General features: G+C 34.0%; 17 protein-coding genes. 3 read left to right on the top strand and 14 right to left on the bottom strand.

Annotated elements, in window-relative coordinates; all coding sequences use genetic code 11:
* Nucleotides 1-98 precede the first annotated feature (98 nt).
* From BN2390_RS02070 to cysK, 3 genes are all read right to left on the bottom strand, one after another.
* Entirely contained in the window at nucleotides 99-827 is a 729-nt protein-coding gene (locus BN2390_RS02070) for an HAD-IB family hydrolase (RefSeq protein WP_053982690.1), read from the bottom strand.
* A gap of 113 nt (nucleotides 828-940) precedes the next feature.
* Nucleotides 941-1,129, bottom strand: a complete 189-nt coding sequence (locus BN2390_RS02075) for a hypothetical protein (protein WP_053982691.1) — start codon at nucleotides 1,127-1,129, stop codon at nucleotides 941-943.
* A 146-nt stretch (nucleotides 1,130-1,275) separates the two neighbouring features.
* Nucleotides 1,276-2,208: a cysteine synthase A gene (gene cysK / locus BN2390_RS02080; RefSeq protein ID WP_053982692.1), complete on the bottom strand. Its 933-nt coding sequence runs from the start codon at nucleotides 2,206-2,208 to the stop codon at nucleotides 1,276-1,278.
* A 200-nt stretch (nucleotides 2,209-2,408) separates the two neighbouring features.
* Between cysK and BN2390_RS02085 the strand changes: the two genes are divergently transcribed.
* Nucleotides 2,409-2,849 carry an RrF2 family transcriptional regulator gene (locus tag BN2390_RS02085; RefSeq protein WP_053982693.1) on the top strand — a complete coding sequence of 147 codons (441 nt, stop codon included), beginning with the start codon at nucleotides 2,409-2,411 and terminating at the stop codon, nucleotides 2,847-2,849.
* A 103-nt stretch (nucleotides 2,850-2,952) separates the two neighbouring features.
* Here the strand turns inward: BN2390_RS02085 and BN2390_RS02090 are convergent, their stop codons facing one another.
* The 10 genes from BN2390_RS02090 to uvrC all read right to left on the bottom strand — a co-directional run bounded on the left by BN2390_RS02090 (nucleotide 2,953) and on the right by uvrC (nucleotide 15,272).
* Entirely contained in the window at nucleotides 2,953-4,332 is a 1,380-nt protein-coding gene (locus BN2390_RS02090; protein ID WP_053982694.1) for an MATE family efflux transporter, read from the bottom strand.
* A 279-nt stretch (nucleotides 4,333-4,611) separates the two neighbouring features.
* A complete protein-coding gene (locus BN2390_RS02095; RefSeq protein ID WP_053982695.1) occupies nucleotides 4,612-5,583 on the bottom strand; it encodes a C40 family peptidase in 972 nt (323 codons plus the stop codon).
* Nucleotides 5,584-5,697: 114 nt separating this feature from the next.
* A complete protein-coding gene (locus tag BN2390_RS02100) occupies nucleotides 5,698-6,684 on the bottom strand; it encodes an apurinic/apyrimidinic endonuclease family protein (RefSeq protein ID WP_053982696.1) in 987 nt (328 codons plus the stop codon).
* 33 nt (nucleotides 6,685-6,717) lie between these two features.
* On the bottom strand, nucleotides 6,718-7,245 hold the full coding sequence (locus tag BN2390_RS02105; protein ID WP_053982697.1) for a YcxB family protein: 528 nt from the start codon (nucleotides 7,243-7,245) through the stop codon (nucleotides 6,718-6,720).
* A gap of 52 nt (nucleotides 7,246-7,297) precedes the next feature.
* Complete coding sequence (locus BN2390_RS02110; RefSeq protein WP_053982698.1) at nucleotides 7,298-9,346, bottom strand: ABC transporter ATP-binding protein; 2,049 nt, start codon at nucleotides 9,344-9,346, stop codon at nucleotides 7,298-7,300.
* A gap of 13 nt (nucleotides 9,347-9,359) precedes the next feature.
* Nucleotides 9,360-11,108: an ABC transporter ATP-binding protein gene (locus tag BN2390_RS02115; RefSeq protein ID WP_053982699.1), complete on the bottom strand. Its 1,749-nt coding sequence runs from the start codon at nucleotides 11,106-11,108 to the stop codon at nucleotides 9,360-9,362.
* A gap of 121 nt (nucleotides 11,109-11,229) precedes the next feature.
* Nucleotides 11,230-11,388 (bottom strand): aspartyl-phosphate phosphatase Spo0E family protein, encoded by a 159-nt coding sequence (locus BN2390_RS21320; RefSeq protein WP_082238540.1) that lies wholly within the window; start codon nucleotides 11,386-11,388, stop codon nucleotides 11,230-11,232.
* An 86-nt stretch (nucleotides 11,389-11,474) separates the two neighbouring features.
* Complete coding sequence (locus BN2390_RS02120; protein ID WP_053982700.1) at nucleotides 11,475-12,428, bottom strand: ROK family protein; 954 nt, start codon at nucleotides 12,426-12,428, stop codon at nucleotides 11,475-11,477.
* 20 nt (nucleotides 12,429-12,448) lie between these two features.
* Nucleotides 12,449-13,387 (bottom strand): HPr(Ser) kinase/phosphatase, encoded by a 939-nt coding sequence (gene hprK, locus BN2390_RS02125; RefSeq protein WP_053982701.1) that lies wholly within the window; start codon nucleotides 13,385-13,387, stop codon nucleotides 12,449-12,451.
* Nucleotides 13,388-13,436: 49 nt separating this feature from the next.
* The gene (gene uvrC, locus BN2390_RS02130; RefSeq protein WP_053982702.1) at nucleotides 13,437-15,272 is read right to left on the bottom strand and encodes an excinuclease ABC subunit UvrC; all 1,836 of its coding nucleotides are present in this window, start codon (nucleotides 15,270-15,272) and stop codon (nucleotides 13,437-13,439) included.
* Between the two features lie 134 nt (nucleotides 15,273-15,406).
* Between uvrC and BN2390_RS02135 the strand changes: the two genes are divergently transcribed.
* On the top strand, nucleotides 15,407-15,835 hold the full coding sequence (locus BN2390_RS02135) for a hypothetical protein (RefSeq protein ID WP_053982703.1): 429 nt from the start codon (nucleotides 15,407-15,409) through the stop codon (nucleotides 15,833-15,835).
* A gap of 117 nt (nucleotides 15,836-15,952) precedes the next feature.
* Nucleotides 15,953-17,080 carry a stalk domain-containing protein gene (locus tag BN2390_RS02140; protein ID WP_053982704.1) on the top strand — a complete coding sequence of 376 codons (1,128 nt, stop codon included), beginning with the start codon at nucleotides 15,953-15,955 and terminating at the stop codon, nucleotides 17,078-17,080.
* 65 nt (nucleotides 17,081-17,145) lie between these two features.
* Here the strand turns inward: BN2390_RS02140 and uvrA are convergent, their stop codons facing one another.
* Nucleotides 17,146-19,971: an excinuclease ABC subunit UvrA gene (gene uvrA, locus BN2390_RS02145; RefSeq protein ID WP_053982705.1), complete on the bottom strand. Its 2,826-nt coding sequence runs from the start codon at nucleotides 19,969-19,971 to the stop codon at nucleotides 17,146-17,148.
* Nucleotides 19,972-20,049: the final 78 nt, after the last annotated feature.

Genomic DNA, 20,049 nt, shown 5'->3' on the forward strand with positions numbered 1-20,049 from the left:
TCGATTACACTAATACTCTAATTATACGAGGGAATCAGTAAGTTTTCAAACTATTTAGATTTATTTTTTCAAAATTTTTACAGTTCCGGTTTAAGCTATCAAATAAGATCTAAATGCTCTAAAGACATACGATAAGTTACATCTTTTCTTTCTACAATAATTGTAATTTTTTGTTTGAGCTCTTCATCTTCTAGAATCTTGCTCAGTAATTCTTTAGTTGGATTAATTGCAAACGGATGGCCTACCATTTTAAGCATAGTTAAGTCTCCCGTTGTATCTCCATAAGCGTAGCTTTCAGCTAGATCTATATCATACTTATCTACCATTTCTAAGATAGATTTACGCTTACTTACAGCATCCCACATTGGAATAATGTCACCACTATAAGTACCTTGTTCATTTACTTTATAGATTGTCCCCCTGTAGTCATCCATATCATATTTATTAGACATTTCTTTTACGAGTTCAATAGGTGAACCTGATATAGCAATGACTTTATGTCCGTTTTCTTTATGATTTTTAATACGTTGTCTAGAAAATGTGTATACACGATCTCCCTTTTGCTCTATTACTTTTTGCGCAATGTAGGACATGTGATAAGGTGTTGTACCCTTTACAGCTTCTGTATATACATCAACCATCTTCAATAAGTAAGTATCATAATCTCCTAATCTCTTATCCCAGTTTAAAAAAGCTGGTCTTACATCACTATGCCATTTACTTGCATCAATGAGTTCATACTTGATCATCTTTTTAAATACCTCAGTAATAAGCCCTTCTCTATATATCGTCCCATCTATATCAAAAAATGCTGCAATATTTTTCATGTCCTAACCTCCTTTTGAATAATTAGAACTAGTATAGAGAACGGTCTAATACTTGTCAAGCTATATTTGTCATTCATTCCTTTACAATGCATTTTACATATTCCTTATCTTACCTATATATTGGCAATATGATTTACTATTTGACTGCCTCTTTTGCTCATAGCTATTTCTGTAATATTTTCACTTAGTGAGGCTTTTTCATTTACCTGCTCCGGTTGATTCATAGTACAATAGCCTATCAAAAGTAGGATTAAAATAAGAAGAGCTATAAAAAATACACTAATGCTTCTATTTCTTTTCATTTGACCGCCCCCCTTGAAAAAAATGGTAAAGAAGCTCTTTTATAATCTTATTATTAAAGCACTCTAATTATGCCTTTTTATCTAAAAAGAGCTGAATACGTTTATCCTAACTTTCAATAAACATCTCCAACTCTTTTTCATTTTAATTATTCACTAAATAATGGTGTAGATAAATAACGTTCACCTGTATCTGGTAATAAAACAACTATTGTCTTACCTTGATTTTCTGGGCGTTTTGCTAGCTCAGTGGCTGCATAAACAGCTGCTCCTGATGAAATCCCAATAAGAATGCCTTCTGTTCTTGCCACTTCTCTACCTACTGTAAAAGCATCTTCGTTTTTAACTTTAATAATTTCATCGTATACACCTGTGTTGAGTACCTCTGGTACAAAGCCAGCCCCTATGCCTTGAATCTTATGTGGTCCTGGTTTACCTCCTGAAAGTACTGGTGAGTCAGCAGGCTCTACTGCTACTATTTTAATATTAGGATTTTTTTCTTTTAAATACTGTCCTACGCCTGTAATAGTACCGCCTGTTCCTACACCAGCAACAAAAATATCTACTTTTCCTTCTGTATCTTCCCAAATTTCTGGGCCTGTTGTATGAATATGTGCTGTTGGATTAGCTGGATTTACAAATTGACCTGGTATAAAGCTATTAGGAATAGTTTTAGAAAGTTCTTCAGCTTTTTCTATAGCGCCTTTCATTCCCTTTGCACCTTCTGTCAGAACAATTTCTGCCCCATAAGCTTTTAATAAATTACGTCTTTCTATACTCATTGTTTCTGGCATAGTTAAGATTGCTCTATAGCCTCTAGCTGCTGCTACGGCAGCAAGACCAATACCTGTATTACCACTTGTTGGTTCAATAATAACTGAATCTGATGTCAAAATCCCTTTTGATTCTGCATCTTCAATCATTGCTTTGGCTACACGGTCTTTTACACTACCTGCTGGATTAAAATATTCTAGTTTTGCTAATATCTGAGCTGGTAAATCATGATTTCTATTATAATTAACAAGTTCAAGTAAAGGTGTTCCCCCAATAAGTTCAGTTAAACCTTTATAAATTTTTGCCATATCAATCACTCCTTATAAAATAATCTATTTTCATTTATCTTATAAAACATATCTGTTTACTATGCTAATAATATATGCCTCTCACTCTAAATTGTCAATCTATTTTAAAAAATTATTTTTATTATTGTTATTATTTTTTTTATGCTCTATACTATATTTAAGCAAAACATATTGGTTTACTAGGTATTGGAGGATTATCTATGCGTATTTCATCTAAAGGCCGTTATGGTTTAGCAGCTATGCTTGCACTTGCACAAGTTTCTACCTCTGGTGAATGTATAACCATACTCACCATTTCTGAAAAACTCGGTCTTTCAAAAATTTATCTTGAACAAGTTTTCTCTCTACTTAAACGCGCTCATTTAGTCATCTCTATTAAAGGTGCTCAAGGTGGCTATCAATTAGCACACCCTCTAGAAGAGATCACTGTTGCTCAAATTCTTCAAGCTATCGAAACAAATTTATTCGAAAAAACTGAAAGCTCTGTGACAGATGATGCTATTGAAAAAACAATAAATCATTTTGTATGGCAAACTCTTGATGATTCCATCTATACTACACTTAATACGATTACTCTTGCCACGCTCAAAGAAGAATTAGCTAAATATAATCCTGAAGAAAGTTATATGTTTTATATTTAAAAATATCACAAAAAAAGTAAGAAGCTACTGCATCTAGACAGTAGCTTCTTACTTTTTATCATTTTAAAGAGATTAATAAATCTTCTATATCAAACTTAAATTTTTACTGACTCAATGACACATTCATATGGTCTTGCTCTAAGTTTCTCCTCTTCAACTTATTAATAACATAAATATAAGCTGGTATTAAGAATAAATCTGCCATAATCCAAGCCACTGGACTAGCAAAACATGCTGCCGTATATCCAAACATTGGCACAAATACAAAACCAACTACACTACGAGCAATCATTTCACATACACCTGCTAAAATAGCTAAATTTCCAAATCCCATACCTTGAATAGTGAATCTTACAATATTCACAAGAGCTAATGGGAAGAAAAATGTACTTGTGCATTTAAGTAATAATGCTGCATCCCTTATAATGTCTACTTCTGATCCATCGACAAACATTAGGGATAATTGCTCTCCAAAAATAAATAATACGACGCAAGAAACAATTGAATACAAGAGCGCAATTAAACTACATGCTTTTAAACCATCTGTTACTCTATCAAATTTTCCAGCACCTACATTTTGCCCTGAATAAGTTGCCATAGTCGCCCCCATCGCATCAAATGGACAACAAAATAGCATATTAATCTTGTTACCTGCTGTTATTGCCGCTACAGCCATAGAACCTAATGAATTAACAGCTGTTTGTAAAATAACACTACCAATAGCAGTAATAGAATATTGAAGTCCCATAGGTATACCCATCATACATAACCCACGCATATATCTCCATTTTGGTTGCCACTCTTCCTTATTTATCTTAAGAATAGTAAACTTTTTATAAATATATATAAGGCATAAAATACCAGAAATACCTTGTGAAATAACTGTTGCCCATGCAGCCCCAGCAACACCCATATCTAATACTAAAATAGCAACCAAATCTAGTATAATATTCAATAAAGAGGATATCACAAGGAAATAGAGCGGAGTCTTACTATCTCCAAGAGACCTTAGTATCCCTGCCAATAAATTATATAAGTAAATAACAGGTATCCCTAAAAAGATAACAAAAATATAATCATATGCCCCTTCAAAAATATCACTTGGTGTATCCATCCATCCTAATATCTTACGGCATAATACACATACAATTACTGTTGTTACCAGTGAAAATACAACCGATAGCCATGCACTATTTGCTACATACTTCCTTACTGAGGATTCATCCCCTGCTCCAAACGCCTGTGCTACTGGAATAGCAAATCCATTACATACACCCATGCAAAAACCAATAATCATAAAGTTAATAGAACCTGTTCCACCTACTGCTGCTAATGCCTTTGCACCCAAAAATCTTCCAACTATCATTGTATCAACCATACTATAAAACTGTTGGAATAACATACCTAGTAATAGGGGCATAAAGAAGCTAGCGATTAACTTCATCGGAGAACCTACTGTCATATTTTTTATGTTTTCTTTCATTCTTACTCTCCCTCTATTTTCAATTCGTTCTCTATTCTATACCTCTTTTCATTAATAAATCAATGTATTTTCTTATACCATATTTATACTTATTTATCATTTTCTCTAAGAATAATAAACTTTATTGGTTTAAAGAATATATGTACAGATAGGTTCTAAGATAAAACAAAAAAAGACATACAAATCTCTATACGATATTAACTTTGTAATACCATATACATTTGTATGTCTCTATACTCATCTTTTTACAAAATCTATGTTTAGATTGATAAATCTATCTTAAATTACTCTTTTTGCACCTATGTATGGCTTACCAGATCCATCTAACGAGCTGATAATAATGCCTGTACTACTTGTATTAGCATGAACAATTTTGCCACTACCTATATAAATCGCTACATGTGATACTGAACCATTGTAGCCATAGAAAACTAAGTCACCTTTTTGCAATTCACTCTTGCTTACTTGATAGCCATCATTCTCATATTGCGAACGTGATGTACGTGAAATACTAATACCATGTCTTTTCATAATTTGTTGTGTAAATCCTGAGCAGTCTACACCAGTACTTAAGCTATTCCCCCCATAAACATATGGGTTACCAACAAACTGCTTAGCATCTTCTACAATGGTACTGCCTAAGCTCATGCCTGAAGTCGCAACTGTTTCTTTTTCACTTGTACTTCCACTATTACTTTGATTATTACTACTTGTACCTGTAGCTTCTTGTACCTTTTGAGCTGGTACGACACGTTTTACTTCTGCCATAGTCTTCGTTTTAATTTCTTTCATAAACTTAGACTCTACGTATTCTTGACTAATAAAGCCTTCTCTTCCATCATGAATAACTTTACACCATCCATCTACTACGTATTCAATAACAACTTTTTCACCTTTACTTAAAGTGTCAAACACACTTGAACCTGTTACTGAAGGATAATCACGAAGCCTAACGCCTTGTCCTATTATTGTTCCTTGGGCTTCTTCTATAGATACGTATTCTGCAAAAACATAAGCTGTTTTCCCACTACTTGTCTTAATCTCTAGCCATGCATCATTTGCGCGTCCAATAATGTCTACTTCATCTCTTTGATCTAGTTGACCTATGTTAGTAGCTTTTGAATCAGGCTGTTGTCTCATATTAAGTGTAGCAACATTAACTTTTCCATATGCTTGAGCAAATACAAAAGTTGGCATAAACATTGCTGATACGACTACAATGAACATGAGTAATGGTTTTTTCAGCTGCATTTCTACTTCCTCCGTGTTTTTCATAATTTATTAACTAATTATTACAAAACTATTATAAGAAAAAAGAAATACGCTGTCAACAATATACACATGATTAATTATTTTATCATGATATTATTTATATGAAATACCTAATGCAAGGTTTTGTCGCTTGATAAAGTATGCCATTTCATATATATCTACAGGATTCGTCTCATATACACAAAACTTAGGGTTAATATACTCTACGATTTGCTTTGCAATTTCATGATCAAAGGGTTGATGAGGATCTAACTTTTGTATATGTTGTTTTAAAACACGCATTTTAAGTTGTGGTGTCTTAGCTTCTCTATACCTTTCAACTAAGTAACTGCGATCTTGTTGCATATAATGTTTAGGAAGTGTCTTATTTAAGTGCACACCATAGATAAACTCTTTAAGTTCTCCTAGGTTTTGCACCACTTCTTTCACATAAGTATAACAAGCTTTTTCATTACCTATTTTAAGATTGGTTAAAATCAAATGAGAGATATCCATAAGCAAACCTTTTTGTCCATACTTCACACCGTCTAAAAGTTTTTTAGTTACCTGTTTATCAAGATAAGTAAGTCCTGGCCACCAAAGATTTTCGAATAATAACATAGGCCCTTCTTCATCCGCTGGAAAGACTGCATTTATAAGTTCAATTGTAGCATCTACGATTTCATCATCTGTGTAATCAAATTGCCAAGTAAATGAATCCTCCATACAAATATGACTTACATGGAATACCATATACTTAGCCCCAAGAGCTTTTGCTCTTGCATATTGTGCTTTGTAGCACTCTATCATTACTTCTTTACTTGCCCCACCATAATAATCTAACATAGCTTGGTGACCACCTAGTAAGCCTTCTACCTTAGCTGTATCGCCTCTCCAAAAGTCTAACCACATTGGGTAAAAACTTAAGTGTACACCTTTTACAACACCTTCTGGAATTTTATTGATATCATAGTCCATGGTAAGTCCAAGCTCTATACCCTCCATATGATGTTTCTCACTAAATGCTTTAATTTTATCCCAATCATCATTGAACCATTCAATATATTTGGGTGTTGTAGAAATATGAAATAATCTTTCCATTTGATCCTCTTTCTAAGCCTATTGTTTAATGTCCTATTTTAATTTATAACTTGTTGCTGGTTTTGCTGCCTTGATGAGTTCTCTAAGCTTTGCTACAGTTTCAGAATCCATATTATGCTTTGGTAAAAGTTGTGCTTGTACAGGATCTACAAAAAATCTGAAGTCTTTGCCTGTTTCTACAATTCTTACATAAGTATCCCAAGATACTGTATCTTCTAGTTCACCTACTTTAAGGTAAATATTCTCTTTAGAAAATACATACTCTGTTGTACCTGAAAACACTGGTGATTGCATCTGAGATGCTGTTATATTCCATATTTTAAAAGGTTTCCCGATTAAAAGGAGAGCTGCAGCAATAATCCATATAATATTATCTGCAAAAAATAAATCTATACGTCCAGTATTTTGGATAAATTGATACCCTATCCATCCTAGGATACCTAATCCTATTACAACAAGTATTTTGCTAAACCATGTACGGTAACCTACCCATACGTTATAGCGCCATACGTCACTAATTTTCATTTTAATCTTCACTGCAAGTTCATTCGTTTCTGTCATTTTCACACCTCTTTACATTGTTAATATCTCTGATTCATCTTTTATCTTTTGTTTAAGACATAACCTGACTTTGTAATGCTAATTGGTACAAGTTATAGTAAATGCCCTTATTACTTAATAGGGTTTGATGGTTCCCCATCTCTCTTATTTTACCTTTATGTAACACAATAATATTATCAGCATGTTGGATTGTAGACAAGCGGTGAGCTACCATTAATGTTGTACGACCTTCCATCATCTTATAAAGTGCATCTTGAATTAAGCTTTCTGTCTCTGTATCAATATTAGCTGTGGCCTCATCTAAAATAAAGATTTTAGGGTTATAAGCAACTGCCCTAGCAAAGGAAATGAGCTGACGTTGTCCTGTAGAGAGGCTCGCCCCTCTTTCTAATACTTTTTCATTGTATTTTTGTGGTAATCTCTCAATAAATTCATGAGCATTAACAAGCTTACTTGCCTTTTCAATCGTTTCCTGGGAAATAGTGTCGTTTCCTAAGCGAATATTGCTTTTTACATCTCCAGTAAACATAAATACATCTTGAAGTACTTGTCCTACTTGACTTCTTAAAGAAGCAATATCATATTCTTTAATATCTCTACCATCTATTAAAATTTGTCCTTTTTGAATGTCATAATAACGGCAAATTAGACTCAGAATAGATGTTTTACCTGCTCCTGTTGCACCTACAAAGGCTACCTTTTGTCCTGCTTCAATCGTGAAAGAAACATCTTTTAAGATCCACTCTTCTTCCTCATAAGCAAACCAAACATTTTTAAATTCTATAGAGCCATTAAACTCTTCTTCAATCTTATAAGTTCCATTATTAATTTCATTCTCTTCATCTAAAATTGTGAAGATTTTCTCTGCTGAAGCAAGTGCTGATTGAAGTACACTGAAGTTCTCTGCTAATTGTTCAATAGGTCCAAAGAAATCTTTTGTATAAGAAACCATAATAATTAATGCACCTACGCTCATAGCACCTTTAAGTACACTATTTCCACCTACTAAAAGGACAAGACCCACACCAACTGTTGAAAGAACGAAAATAAATGGTCTAAAGAGCATGAATGCTGTCATTTCTCTCATGCCTGCTTTATATAACTTTGTATTAATAGATTTCATTTGTTTAACTTTAGCATCTTCTCTTGTGAAAATTTGTATAATACGCATACCTGAAATATGCTCTGATAAAAATGTATTCATTTGTGTTAGGCGATTACGTACATCTCTATATGCGATTCTTGAAAAGTATTTGTAAACAAAGGTTGCGCCTACTACTAATGGAATGAGTGCAAACACCCAAAGAGCTGTTCTTACATCTGTAGCAAGCATCATGACCATAACCCCTAATAGGAACAATACTTGTTTGAGTAAGTTTACAAGTACACTTGTGTACATTTCATTTAAAGTTTCTGTATCATTTGTTACACGTGTTACCAGTTTACCTATTGGATTTTGATGATAGAATCTATCTGGTAAATAAAGCATTTTTTCATAAATTTCATGGCGTACTGCTAAAATAATCTTCTGTCCAATATATTGTAAGATCATTGCTTGTAAATATAAAAATCCAAAGCTTATAACAAGAACAAGTAAGAAGAGTATTGCAAGCCTACCTAACTCTGGTAGATTAAGACTTCTTAATACTTTCAACTCTTCTTTTAAAAGTACACGTCCTTCATAAGTATTCCCATTTAATTCTAGACTTACACCCTCTGTTTGGATGGTTAATGCTTGACTATAATCTTCCGGTGTCATACCTTCTAATGCTTTGCTATCTTCTAGCTTCATCTCATCAATCCAGTAATATACATTTTTATACTGAATCATCTGATGTACAGTATCTACTACATCATTTGCTTGTAGCTGTCTTATATTCTCCCCTTCAAAAGTTACAGTACCTTCTGAGTCTGTTACAGCGATATAAGGTGTCTTATAACCTTCTGTAAATAAGTCTACAGCATTTCCTATAAGCACAGGCTTAGCTAAATCAGCCACTGTACTTATAAGCATTAAGGCCAGTACAACAAAGAACCAACCTTTGTATGGTTTTGCATAAGCTAATAAACGTCTAATAAGTCCACTATCTTGTGTTTTCATTCTCATATCCCCCCTATGCCTCACTAATCTCTTCTTCAAGTTGTTGTTTTCTATACATTTCTGCATAAATTCCATCAACTGCAAGTAGACTCTCGTGGTCTCCATATTCAGCAATATGGCCATTTTCAAGTACCACGATATGTTCTGCATGACGTACTGTTGAAATACGATGGGCAATAATAATGTTCGTTTTATCCTGTCTTACTTCTTTTAGATTATTTAAGATAAGCTCCTCTGTCTTTGTATCTACTGCAGATAAAGAGTCATCTAGAATCAAGATTGGTGTATCTAAAATAAGTGCCCTTGCAATAGATACTCTTTGTTTTTGACCTCCAGAAAGTGTTGTTCCTCTTTCTCCTACTACTGTCTCATATTGATGTGGGAAGTCGATAATATTTTTATGTACATCTGCCTTCTTGGCTGCTTCTTCTACTGTCTCACGAGATATATGATCTACACCAAATCCAATATTGTTCATAATTGTATCACTAAATAAGAAGTTATCTTGTGGTACATATCCTATTTGTTTTCTGACATCTTGTATTTTTGCATCCATAATATCTGTTTCATCTAAGAAGATGCTTCCCTCTGGTGCATTATAAATTCTAAGAAGTAAATTAACTAATGTTGACTTCCCACTTCCTGTTCGTCCAAGTACAGCTAACGTTTCACCTGGTTTAACTTCTAAGCATATATCTTTTAAACCTGGTTGATTGTTATCTGGGAAATTAAAGTTAAGATGATTAATGCGAATATGTCCCTCTAACTTAGGTAATACCTCTGCATCTTCTCTATCTTGAACCTGACTTGTTTCGCTTAACACTTCATCTATTCTTTTTACAGATGCCATGCCTTGAGCAAAAGTATTAATCCCCATAGCGATAGCTTGCATTGGCCAACTTAGCATTAAAATATATTGATTGAAAGCTACAAATTCACCTATTGTAATCTCATTAATCATAGTCAAATAACCACCATATCCTATTGAGATTAATAAACTTGAACCTACTAAAAAGATAACAAGTGGATTAAGAAATGCTGATAGTTTAGCAAGTTTTAAGTTCTTTGTATAATTATCTTCTGCTATTTCATCAAAGTCTTGTAAGTCATAGTACTCTTGTACAAAAGACTTAATAACTTTAATCCCGGAAAAGGACTCTTGTACTTTATCGGATAGAAGAGCAAAGGCTTCTTGTTTTTGTTTAAAACGCTTTTTTATAATTCTTCCAAAATAGTAACTTGAAAGAGCAATAAGTGGCATCGGTAAAATTGCAACCAAAGTAAGCTTAAGGTCTATAGCAAATGCCATTTGCCCAATAACCATAACTGTCATAATAACAGCATCAAATATAGTAATAACACCAGGTCCTACCATCATACGAATAGCATTTAAGTCGTTAGTTGCATATGCCATTAAATTTCCTGTTTTATGTTCATTAAAATATTGACTATCTAGTGTTACCCATTTTTCAAATAAGTCTTCCCTAACATCTCTTTCTACTTTTCTAGCTGACCCAATGATACAATAACGCCATCCTATACGGCATAATCCCATAATCACGGCTACACCTATAAGGAGCATGACCATTTGTAGTATGCCCTCTGATGTCATACTTCCATCTTTAATTCCATCTGTAACACTACCTGTTATCTTTGGAATAAAGAGTTGCATATAGTCTACCGCTAATAAAACCATTATGCCTATTAAATACAACCATTTATACTTATTAATATATTTCTTTAGTACGTCTTGACTATTCATCTTTTACCTCCCTATAAACCCAAATACTAAAAGCTATTATCTATACAAATTTAGGGACTGTTACAACCTATGTCATAACAGTCCCGATTTATCTCATGACTAACATCTGTAAAAAATCTGTCTATTTAGTGAGCTGCATATACTGTACAATAAGCTCATCTAAACTCTGACTTAAATGAATAATATCTTCATCATCTTGCCCATCTTCGTAAGTCCCCAACATATCATTCAGCTCTTGTCTTGCCTCTTCTATTTGCCTTACGATTTCGTGCCTTAGCATATGTCCCTCCTATTAAGGTAATGCCCGTAGTATGTTTCAAAATCTCTCCCAATATTCCTTTGAAACATATTTTATCTAGAAATATACTATTGAAGAGTTGTACCTACTAAGGCTGCTCCAATAATACCTGCATCATTACCTAAAATAGCTGCTCTAACTGGATTTCTAAGTTCAAGCCCTGGACACATCTGCGCCTGTGCATATTTTGTAACAGGTACTGTTAAGTTCTCACCTTGTGCACTCATACCACCACCAAGTACAACTACACCTGGTTGTAACATATAAGCAAGGTTAGCTACACCATATGCTACATATTTGAAGTATTGATCAAGTACTTCATTTGCTACCACATCACCTGCTTGTGCTGCATCAAATACAATTTTAGCTGTCATGCCCTCTAAGTTTCCTTCTACCATAGTTGCAAGAAGAGAACCTGGATTAGCTGTTGCCGCTACCTTTGCATCATTGATAAGTGCTGTTGCAGAAGCATATTGTTCCCAACATCCTTTACGACCACAGCCACATGGACGACCATTTAACTCAAGAACATGGTGACCAATTTCACCACCACCGCAAAAAGCACCACTATATACTTTACCGCCGATGATGATCCCACCACCAACACCTGTACCTAATGTTACAACAACTACATCTTTCTCACCTTTAGCTGCACCACAAATAGCTTCTGCTAAAGCTGCACAGTTTGCATCGTTTTCTACATACACATTAAGGTTAATATACTTTTGAATTTCTTCTCTTACATTTACCTCATTGAAGTTTAAGTTACTTGCATAGTGAATAATCCCTTCAACTGGAGAAGCAATTCCTGGGCTTCCAATACCAATTGAGTGTACATCAGATTCTGTAAGACCATGTTTATTCATAATCTGTCTACATACATCTGCCATGTCTTTAAGTACTGCCTCTGATGAACGTTCTCTTCCTGTAGGAATAACAATTTTATCAATAATTTGATATTCATCATTTACTAATCCTACTTTAATTGTTGTCCCACCTAAATCTACACCAATATAATACATCCCTAATCCTCCATCAAGCTTTAATTATTAAAATTATTTTGTAAGTTATTCATAACACGTTCATTAAGTGCTTCTGCTGCATTATATCCCATTTTCTTTTGTCTAAAGTTAATTGCTGCAGTTTCACAAATAATAGCTAAATTTCTACCTGGTCTAATTGGAATTGAGTGACTTACTACATTAATTCCTAATATATCGATATACTCATTTGTTAAACCTAATCGATCATATTGCTTCTTCTGATCCCAATTTTCTAATTTAACAATAAGGTCAATATTTTTCATTTCTTTAACTGAACCTACACCAAAAATTTGTTTAACATCTACGATGCCAATACCACGTACTTCTATAAAGTGGCGAATAACCTCTGGTGCTGAACCAAGTAAAGTGGTTCCTGAAACACGTTTAATTTCTACAGCGTCATCTGCTACTAGACGATGTCCCCTTCTTACAAGTTCTAGGGCTGTTTCACTCTTACCAATACCACTTTCTCCTGTAATCAGTACACCTTCTCCATAGATATCTACAAGTACACCATGCATAGAAATACGAGGTGCTAACTCTACGTGTAGCCATCTATTCACTTCTGCTAAGAAGCTAGTTGTAGACATATTGGTCTTAAATAATGGGATGCCACTTTTTTCAGCATACTCAACCATTTCTGGGAATGGCTCTATTTCTTCTCTACAAAATACAATACAAGGAATTTCTGTATAGCTCATAAGACGTTCTACACACTTTTTCCTCTCATCTTCTGGCATTTGTTCCATGTAGGTATGTTCTACTTTACCAATGATTTGTAATCTTGTTGGATCGAAATAGTCAAAGAACCCTGCTAACTGAAGAGCTGGTCTATTAACATCTGAGTCCTTTATTTGTCTATTTTCATACTCAATATTTGGTGTTAAAGGCTCTAGCTTAAAATGTTCAATCAATTTACTTACTTTTACAGAATACATGCCTTTACTCCTTTTTTCTGTTTTTTTACACTATATTACATTATATCATCTATCTTTTATGGAAAAAAGTATAAATATTCATTGCTACATCTTTTGTAATCCCTGGTACCGATTCTATCTCTTCTACAGATGCCTGTCTTAAAAGCTCCACACTTTTAAAGTGATTCATCAAGTATTTTTTACGTTCCTTACCTACCCCCTTAATATCATCTAGGACAGATTGAACTTGTGCTTTACTTCTAAGTTTCTTATGGTACTCAATAGCAAATCGGTGTACCTCATCTTGGATACGGGTAATAAGCTTGAAGCCTTCTGTAGTGGGTTTTAATAATATCTCTTCATTTTGGTACAATAACCCTCTTGTCCTATGTTTATCATCCTTAACCATACCACATACTGGAATATTGAGTTTATATTTATCCAATATTTTCTCTGCTACACCGACTTGCCCTTTTCCACCATCCATTAAAATTAGATCTGGCATTTTGGTAAAACTATCTTCTTCGCCTTTTTGGACAAGCCTTGCAATTCTTCTATCTAGTACCTCTTCCATACTTCCATAATCATTAGGGCCTTGTATACTTTTAATCTTAAATTTACGATAGTCACTACGTTTAGGCTTACCTTTTTCAAAGACAACCATACCACCTACAGATTCAATCCCTTGTGTATTAGAAATATCATACGCTTCTATACGATTAAGCTGTATATTAAATCCAAGAGCTTCTTGTATTTCACTCAATGCCCCTTGGGTTCTTGCTTCTTGACGCCTAATCTCATCGCCAAATTGACTTAAAGTAATATAGGCATTCTTACTTGCTAGTTCTAATAGATTATGCTTTGTCCCTTTTTGTGGGAGAATTAAACTGACTTTACTTCCCTTATGCATGGTTAAATATTCTTCAACAACTTGTTGATCCTCTGGCATTTTCTCTACTAGAATTTGCTTTGGAATAAATGTTGCCTCTGAATAAAATTGTACAATGAAATCACTAAAGATTTGCTCTATGTCCTCTCCTTGTGTGTCATTGATTAAGAAGTGCTCTCGACCAATGAGCTTACCTTGTCGTACAAAGTAAATCTGCATTAATGTATCTTTTTCACTTCTTGCAAAAGCAATAACATCTTGGTCTTCCATACTGCTATTACTTGCAGTTTGCTTTTGTTCTATCTTTTTAATAGCAGTAAGTTGGTCTCTTAAGAGTGCTGCTTTTTCAAACTCTAAGTTCATAGACGCTTCTTCCATACTTTTTTCAAGACGTTTAATAATATCTTGATATTTCCCTCCTAAGAAAGATACCACTTCTTCTATAATTGCCTTATAGTCTGTTTCGTTAATTTCAGCAATACATGGTCCACTACATTGTCCAATATGATAATTCAAACAAGCACGTTCCTTATTAATATCTCTAGGGAGTACCCTTGTACACGTACGAAGTGGCCACGTCTTCTTAATAAACTCTACCATTTCCCACATAGCATTGGAATCTGTATAAGGCCCAAAATATTTAGCACCATCTTTTTTCATCTTCCTTACTACTGTTACCCTTGGAAAGGCATTATGAATATCTACTCTTATATAAGGATAATGTTTATCATCTTTCAACCTTATATTATATTTAGGGTTATATCTTTTAATTAAATTACATTCTAAAACCAAAGCTTCTAGCTCGGATGTCGTTACAATATATTCAAAACTCTTAATCTGTTCTACTAATCTAATAGTTTTTATAGAATGACTTTTTGACTGTTGAAAATACTGTTTTACACGATTTTTAAGACTAACAGCTTTGCCTACATAAATTATTTGATCCAGTTCATTCTTCATCAGATAAACACCTGGTGAACCTGGTAACTTTTTGAGTTCTTCTTTTATATCAAACATAGCGTTACTCCTTTTTTCTTCTCTTATTCAAGTATAAACTACTTTTAATGGTTTATATATACTAATTTTTACCAGAATATTCTTCTCATTACTTTAAATACTATTTATAGACTTTAATTTTAGGAGGACTTCATATGTCTATTAAAAACTTTTGCCTTAAAACCTTATGTATTGGTGCTATTGCAAGCCAATCTCTCACTCTTTTTGCAAGCGCTCCAAAAGTAGACCTTAATAATCCCCTTGCTATTAATTATGTATTAGAACAATTAGAAGATAAACTTGAAAAAAACTACGATAAACAATTTAAAGTAGATTGGGATTTTGATATTCTCTTTAGTAATGGCCGTGTTATTATTGCTATAGAATATGATAAAGAAGATGCTAAAGCCTTCAAACAAATTTCTAAAGCTGACCTTGAAAAACTTCTTACTTCTATTATATCTGAGATTCAAACAAATCTAGGTACTACTACTATTCCTATTGAAGGTATAATTAAAGAAGATGATGCAAAACAACCTACCTATACTTTCATGTTTAAAAATGGAAAATTAGACATCAAATAATACTTTATTACAATTTCATTAATTTTCCAGAGTTAAATTGAATTTTTGCCTCCTATTGAGTATACTTATGTTTAACAGCTTGTATTTAAACTATGTATACTTAAAGGAGGTTATTATATGAGCAAAAAAATGAAAAAAGCATTAGCATTAGGTTGTGCTATGGCTATTGGAACAGGTGCATTTTCTACAAGTGCAGCAAACCTTACAAAAAATGTAAAAGCAGTTTATAACAATATTAAAGTTACATACGATGGTAGTTTCCAAACGCCTCAATATGAACCATTCATGATCGATGGTACTGTTTATGTATCTCTTCGTGATGCTGGTCAAATGACTAATAACAATGTAGGTTGGGATAGTTCAAATAAAACTGTTCAAATTTCTTCAAAAACACCTTCTACATCTGTAACAGACCAAGAGCTTGCAAATAAAAATTTAGAAATTGCTACTCTTAAAAACCAATTAGCAGCAGCTGAGAAAAAAGTTGCATACTATGAAAAACAAGAAGAAGATAAAAAAGAAGAAGAAGCTAAAAAACCAGACTTATCAGCATCAGGTATCAAAAAGATGGTTGCTACTATTGAAAATGATTATGATGATAAATACAATGTAGATTGGGACTTCAAACTTACTTATGATAGTAAAAAAGAAATTTTAGACTTGACTGTATCTTACAGCAGTAAAGTAGATAAAACAGACTTTAACCGTATCTCAAGTACTAAGCTTAATACAATGTTAGAAGACATTTGTGAAGATATTCAAAAGAATCTAGGTTCTGTTGAAATCAGAGGTACTCTTCAAGATGATTACCAAGATGAAACCCTTGGTTCATTCACTCATTCAACAAAAGGTAAATTTAACTACAATACAGAGATTAGTAATGCTTCATTAAAACACATGGAAGAAGATATTCTTGATTTAGTAGAACTTCCAGCTATCAATTCTGGTCTCATGACAGACGTAAAAGTAAAAATTATTGATGCTGAAGTTGAATTAGTAGATGGTGTTGTAATCTTCAACATTTTCACTGACCTTCCAGTAGCTAAAAAAGATAGCTGGAATGATTTTGCAAGCAATGCAACTCGTTTAGAAAAACGTGTTCTTGAAAACTTCATAACTAATATCATTGAAGATTTCAAAAAAGAATATGGTGGTTCTGAATACTCAGGTATAATTTCTACAGCTACAGAACGTATGATTGTTAAATACGAAGATAGTGAATTAACATTATATTCTTATAGATAAATAAAAATAGGTGTTGTACTAAGTACAACACCTATTTTTATGATTAGAGGAAATACATCATACATTTATAACATTTTTTTAAGGAACTTGCCTGTGTAAGATTTCTCAACTTTTGCTACTTGCTCTGGTGTACCTGTTGCAACGATTTCTCCACCACGGCTACCACCTTCTGGTCCTAAGTCGATAATGTAATCTGCTGTTTTAATAACGTCTAAGTTATGTTCAATAACAACTACGCTGTTTCCACCTTCTACAAGCCTATCTAAAATACCTACTAATTTATGCACATCTGCAAAATGTAATCCTGTTGTTGGTTCATCTAAAATGTACATGGTTTTGCCTGTACTACGTTTGCTAAGTTCTGTAGCTAGTTTAACACGTTGTGCTTCCCCACCTGAAAGTGTTGTAGAAGATTGTCCAAGTCTTACATACCCAAGCCCTACATCATAAAGTGTTTGTAGCTTACGGCTAATAGCTGGGAAGTTCTCAAAGAATTTAAGTGCTTCTTCTACTGTCATTGCAAGTACGTCTGAAATGGTTTTATCTTTGTATTTAACTTCTAGGGTTTCTCTATTGTAACGTTTTCCTTTACATACTTCACAAGGCACATAGACATCTGGTAAGAAATGCATTTCTATTTTAAGCATTCCATCTCCACGACACGCTTCACAACGTCCACCTTTTACGTTAAAGCTGAAACGGCCTTTTTGATACCCTTTCATCTTAGCTTCTTGTGTACCTGCAAATACATCACGAATCATATCAAATACCCCAACGTAAGTTGCTGGATTAGAACGTGGTGTACGCCCAATTGGAGATTGATCAATATGAATAACCTTATCTAAGTTTTCTAACCCTTTAATATCTCTATGAGCTCCTGGTTTCACCTTTGCACGATTAAGGTCACGAGCAAGGCGTTTTAAGAGAATCTCATTAATTAATGTACTTTTCCCTGAACCGGACACACCTGTAATACAAGTTAATGTACCAAGAGGAATCTCAACACTTAAATTCTTAAGGTTATTTTCTTTAGCACCCACAACTTTAATTTTATTACCGTTACCTTTTCTTCTTTGCTCTGGGATTTCTATTTGCTTACGTCCACTTAAATATGCTCCCGTTTCTGAACCCTCACAGGCTAAGATAGTGTCTAGTGGACCACTTGCAATAATCTCTCCCCCATGTTCTCCTGCTCCTGGTCCAATATCTACAATCCAGTCAGCCGCATGCATAGTATCTTCATCATGCTCTACAACAATAAGGGTATTACCTAAATCTCTAAGTCTTACTAATGTTTGAATAAGTCTTTCGTTATCACGTTGATGAAGTCCAATACTTGGTTCATCAAGAATATAAAGTACACCTACAAGCCCTGAACCAATTTGAGTTGCTAGACGAATACGTTGTGCCTCTCCACCTGATAAGGTCCCAGAAGAACGTGAGAGTGTAAGATAATCTAGCCCTACATCCACTAAGAAGCCAAGTCTTGCATTAATCTCTTTTAATACTTGAGCCCCGATAGCCTTTTGTCTATTGCTAAGCTCTACATCTAAGAAGAAGTTTCTAAGATCTCCAATAGACATGTTAGTTACATCATTTATATTTTTATCACCTACTGTTACTGCAAGTGCCTCTGGCTTAAGTCTTGCACCTTTACAAGTCTTACAAGGAATACTTGTCATAAAACTTTCGTATTCATCACGCATACTTTCTGAAGAGCTTTCTTCATAACGGCGCTTCGTATTACCCACTACACCATCAAAAGCATAATCATAGTTTCTTGTTCCATACTCTCCATGGAATGTGAATTGAACTTTTTCATCACCTGTTCCATATAGAATAATATTTTGAACCTTCTCTGATAACTGATTAAATGGTGTATCTAGATCAAATTTATATTTTTTCATTAAAGCTTCAAAAAGAGCATAAGCATAACTATCTGGATTAGCAATAGAGCCCCACCCTATAACAGCAATCGCACCTTGTCTTAAACTAAGCTCTGGATTTGGGATAACCAGTTCTGGGTCTACTTCTAGCTTTTCTCCAAGGCCTGTACAAGTTGGACATGCTCCAAATGGGTTATTAAAAGAGAATAAACGTGGTTCAATCTCATCAATACTAATTTGGCAATCTGGACAAGAGAAGCTTTGGCTAAAATTAAGTTCTTCTTCACCATTAACTTCTGCAATCATAAGTCCACCTGATTGCTTCATAACTGTTTCAATAGAGTCCGTTAGGCGTTTTTCAATACCTGGCTTTATAACAAGACGGTCAACTACAATATCAATAGAATGCTTTTTGTTCTTATCTAAATCTAACTCTGCTTCCGTTAAGTCATAAACTTCACCATCAATACGTGCACGAATATAGCCTTGCTTCACAGCTGTTTCAAGAACCTTCTCATGGCGTCCTTTACGTCCTCTAACTACAGGTGCAAGTAACTGTACTTTTGTACGTTCTGGTAACTCCATCAGTTGGTCTACCATTTGGTCAATGGTTTGCTTTTTAATTTCTTTGCCACAGTTAGGACAATGTGGTACACCAACACGAGCAAAAAGTAATCTAAGGTAATCATAGATTTCTGTTACTGTCCCTACAGTTGAACGAGGATTCTTACTTGTTGTCTTTTGGTCAATAGAAATAGCTGGAGAAAGTCCAGAGATATAATCTACTTCTGGCTTTTCCATTTGTCCTAAGAATTGTCTTGCATAAGCCGATAAAGATTCTACATAACGTCTTTGACCTTCTGCATAAATCGTATCAAAGGCCAAAGAAGATTTTCCTGAACCACTTAGGCCGGTAAAAACAATAAGCTGGTCACGGTTAAGTTCAAGATCAATATTCTTTAAATTGTGCTCACGCGCACCTTTTATCATAATCTTATTTTTCATTTTATCCCCTTCTTGCCTATCTTTTTAGAGTTATTATAGCATACTAGAAGGCAAAATCAAACATATGTTCGTTTGTAA

Source organism: Niameybacter massiliensis, assembly GCF_001282685.1.
GTDB classification, from domain to species: domain Bacteria; phylum Bacillota; class Clostridia; order Lachnospirales; family Cellulosilyticaceae; genus Holtiella; species Holtiella tumoricola.

What these genes read in the sequence shown, in the direction of transcription:
- BN2390_RS02115 (WP_053982699.1), bottom strand. Translation starts at nt 11,108, where the DNA reads ATGAATAGTCAAGACGTACTAAAGAAATATATTAATAAGTATAAATGG.
- BN2390_RS02075 (WP_053982691.1), bottom strand. Translation starts at nt 1,129, where the DNA reads ATGAAAAGAAATAGAAGCATTAGTGTATTTTTTATAGCTCTTCTTATT.
- BN2390_RS02095 (WP_053982695.1), bottom strand. Translation starts at nt 5,583, where the DNA reads ATGCAGCTGAAAAAACCATTACTCATGTTCATTGTAGTCGTATCAGCA.
- hprK (WP_053982701.1), bottom strand. Translation starts at nt 13,387, where the DNA reads ATGTATTCTGTAAAAGTAAGTAAATTGATTGAACATTTTAAGCTAGAG.
- uvrC (WP_053982702.1), bottom strand. Translation starts at nt 15,272, where the DNA reads ATGTTTGATATAAAAGAAGAACTCAAAAAGTTACCAGGTTCACCAGGT.
- BN2390_RS02085 (WP_053982693.1), top strand. Translation starts at nt 2,409, where the DNA reads ATGCGTATTTCATCTAAAGGCCGTTATGGTTTAGCAGCTATGCTTGCA.
- BN2390_RS21320 (WP_082238540.1), bottom strand. Translation starts at nt 11,388, where the DNA reads ATGCTAAGGCACGAAATCGTAAGGCAAATAGAAGAGGCAAGACAAGAG.
- BN2390_RS02105 (WP_053982697.1), bottom strand. Translation starts at nt 7,245, where the DNA reads ATGACAGAAACGAATGAACTTGCAGTGAAGATTAAAATGAAAATTAGT.
- BN2390_RS02120 (WP_053982700.1), bottom strand. Translation starts at nt 12,428, where the DNA reads ATGTATTATATTGGTGTAGATTTAGGTGGGACAACAATTAAAGTAGGA.
- BN2390_RS02135 (WP_053982703.1), top strand. Translation starts at nt 15,407, where the DNA reads ATGTCTATTAAAAACTTTTGCCTTAAAACCTTATGTATTGGTGCTATT.
- BN2390_RS02140 (WP_053982704.1), top strand. Translation starts at nt 15,953, where the DNA reads ATGAGCAAAAAAATGAAAAAAGCATTAGCATTAGGTTGTGCTATGGCT.
- BN2390_RS02100 (WP_053982696.1), bottom strand. Translation starts at nt 6,684, where the DNA reads ATGGAAAGATTATTTCATATTTCTACAACACCCAAATATATTGAATGG.
- BN2390_RS02090 (WP_053982694.1), bottom strand. Translation starts at nt 4,332, where the DNA reads ATGAAAGAAAACATAAAAAATATGACAGTAGGTTCTCCGATGAAGTTA.
- BN2390_RS02070 (WP_053982690.1), bottom strand. Translation starts at nt 827, where the DNA reads ATGAAAAATATTGCAGCATTTTTTGATATAGATGGGACGATATATAGA.
- cysK (WP_053982692.1), bottom strand. Translation starts at nt 2,208, where the DNA reads ATGGCAAAAATTTATAAAGGTTTAACTGAACTTATTGGGGGAACACCT.
- uvrA (WP_053982705.1), bottom strand. Translation starts at nt 19,971, where the DNA reads ATGAAAAATAAGATTATGATAAAAGGTGCGCGTGAGCACAATTTAAAG.
- BN2390_RS02110 (WP_053982698.1), bottom strand. Translation starts at nt 9,346, where the DNA reads ATGAAAACACAAGATAGTGGACTTATTAGACGTTTATTAGCTTATGCA.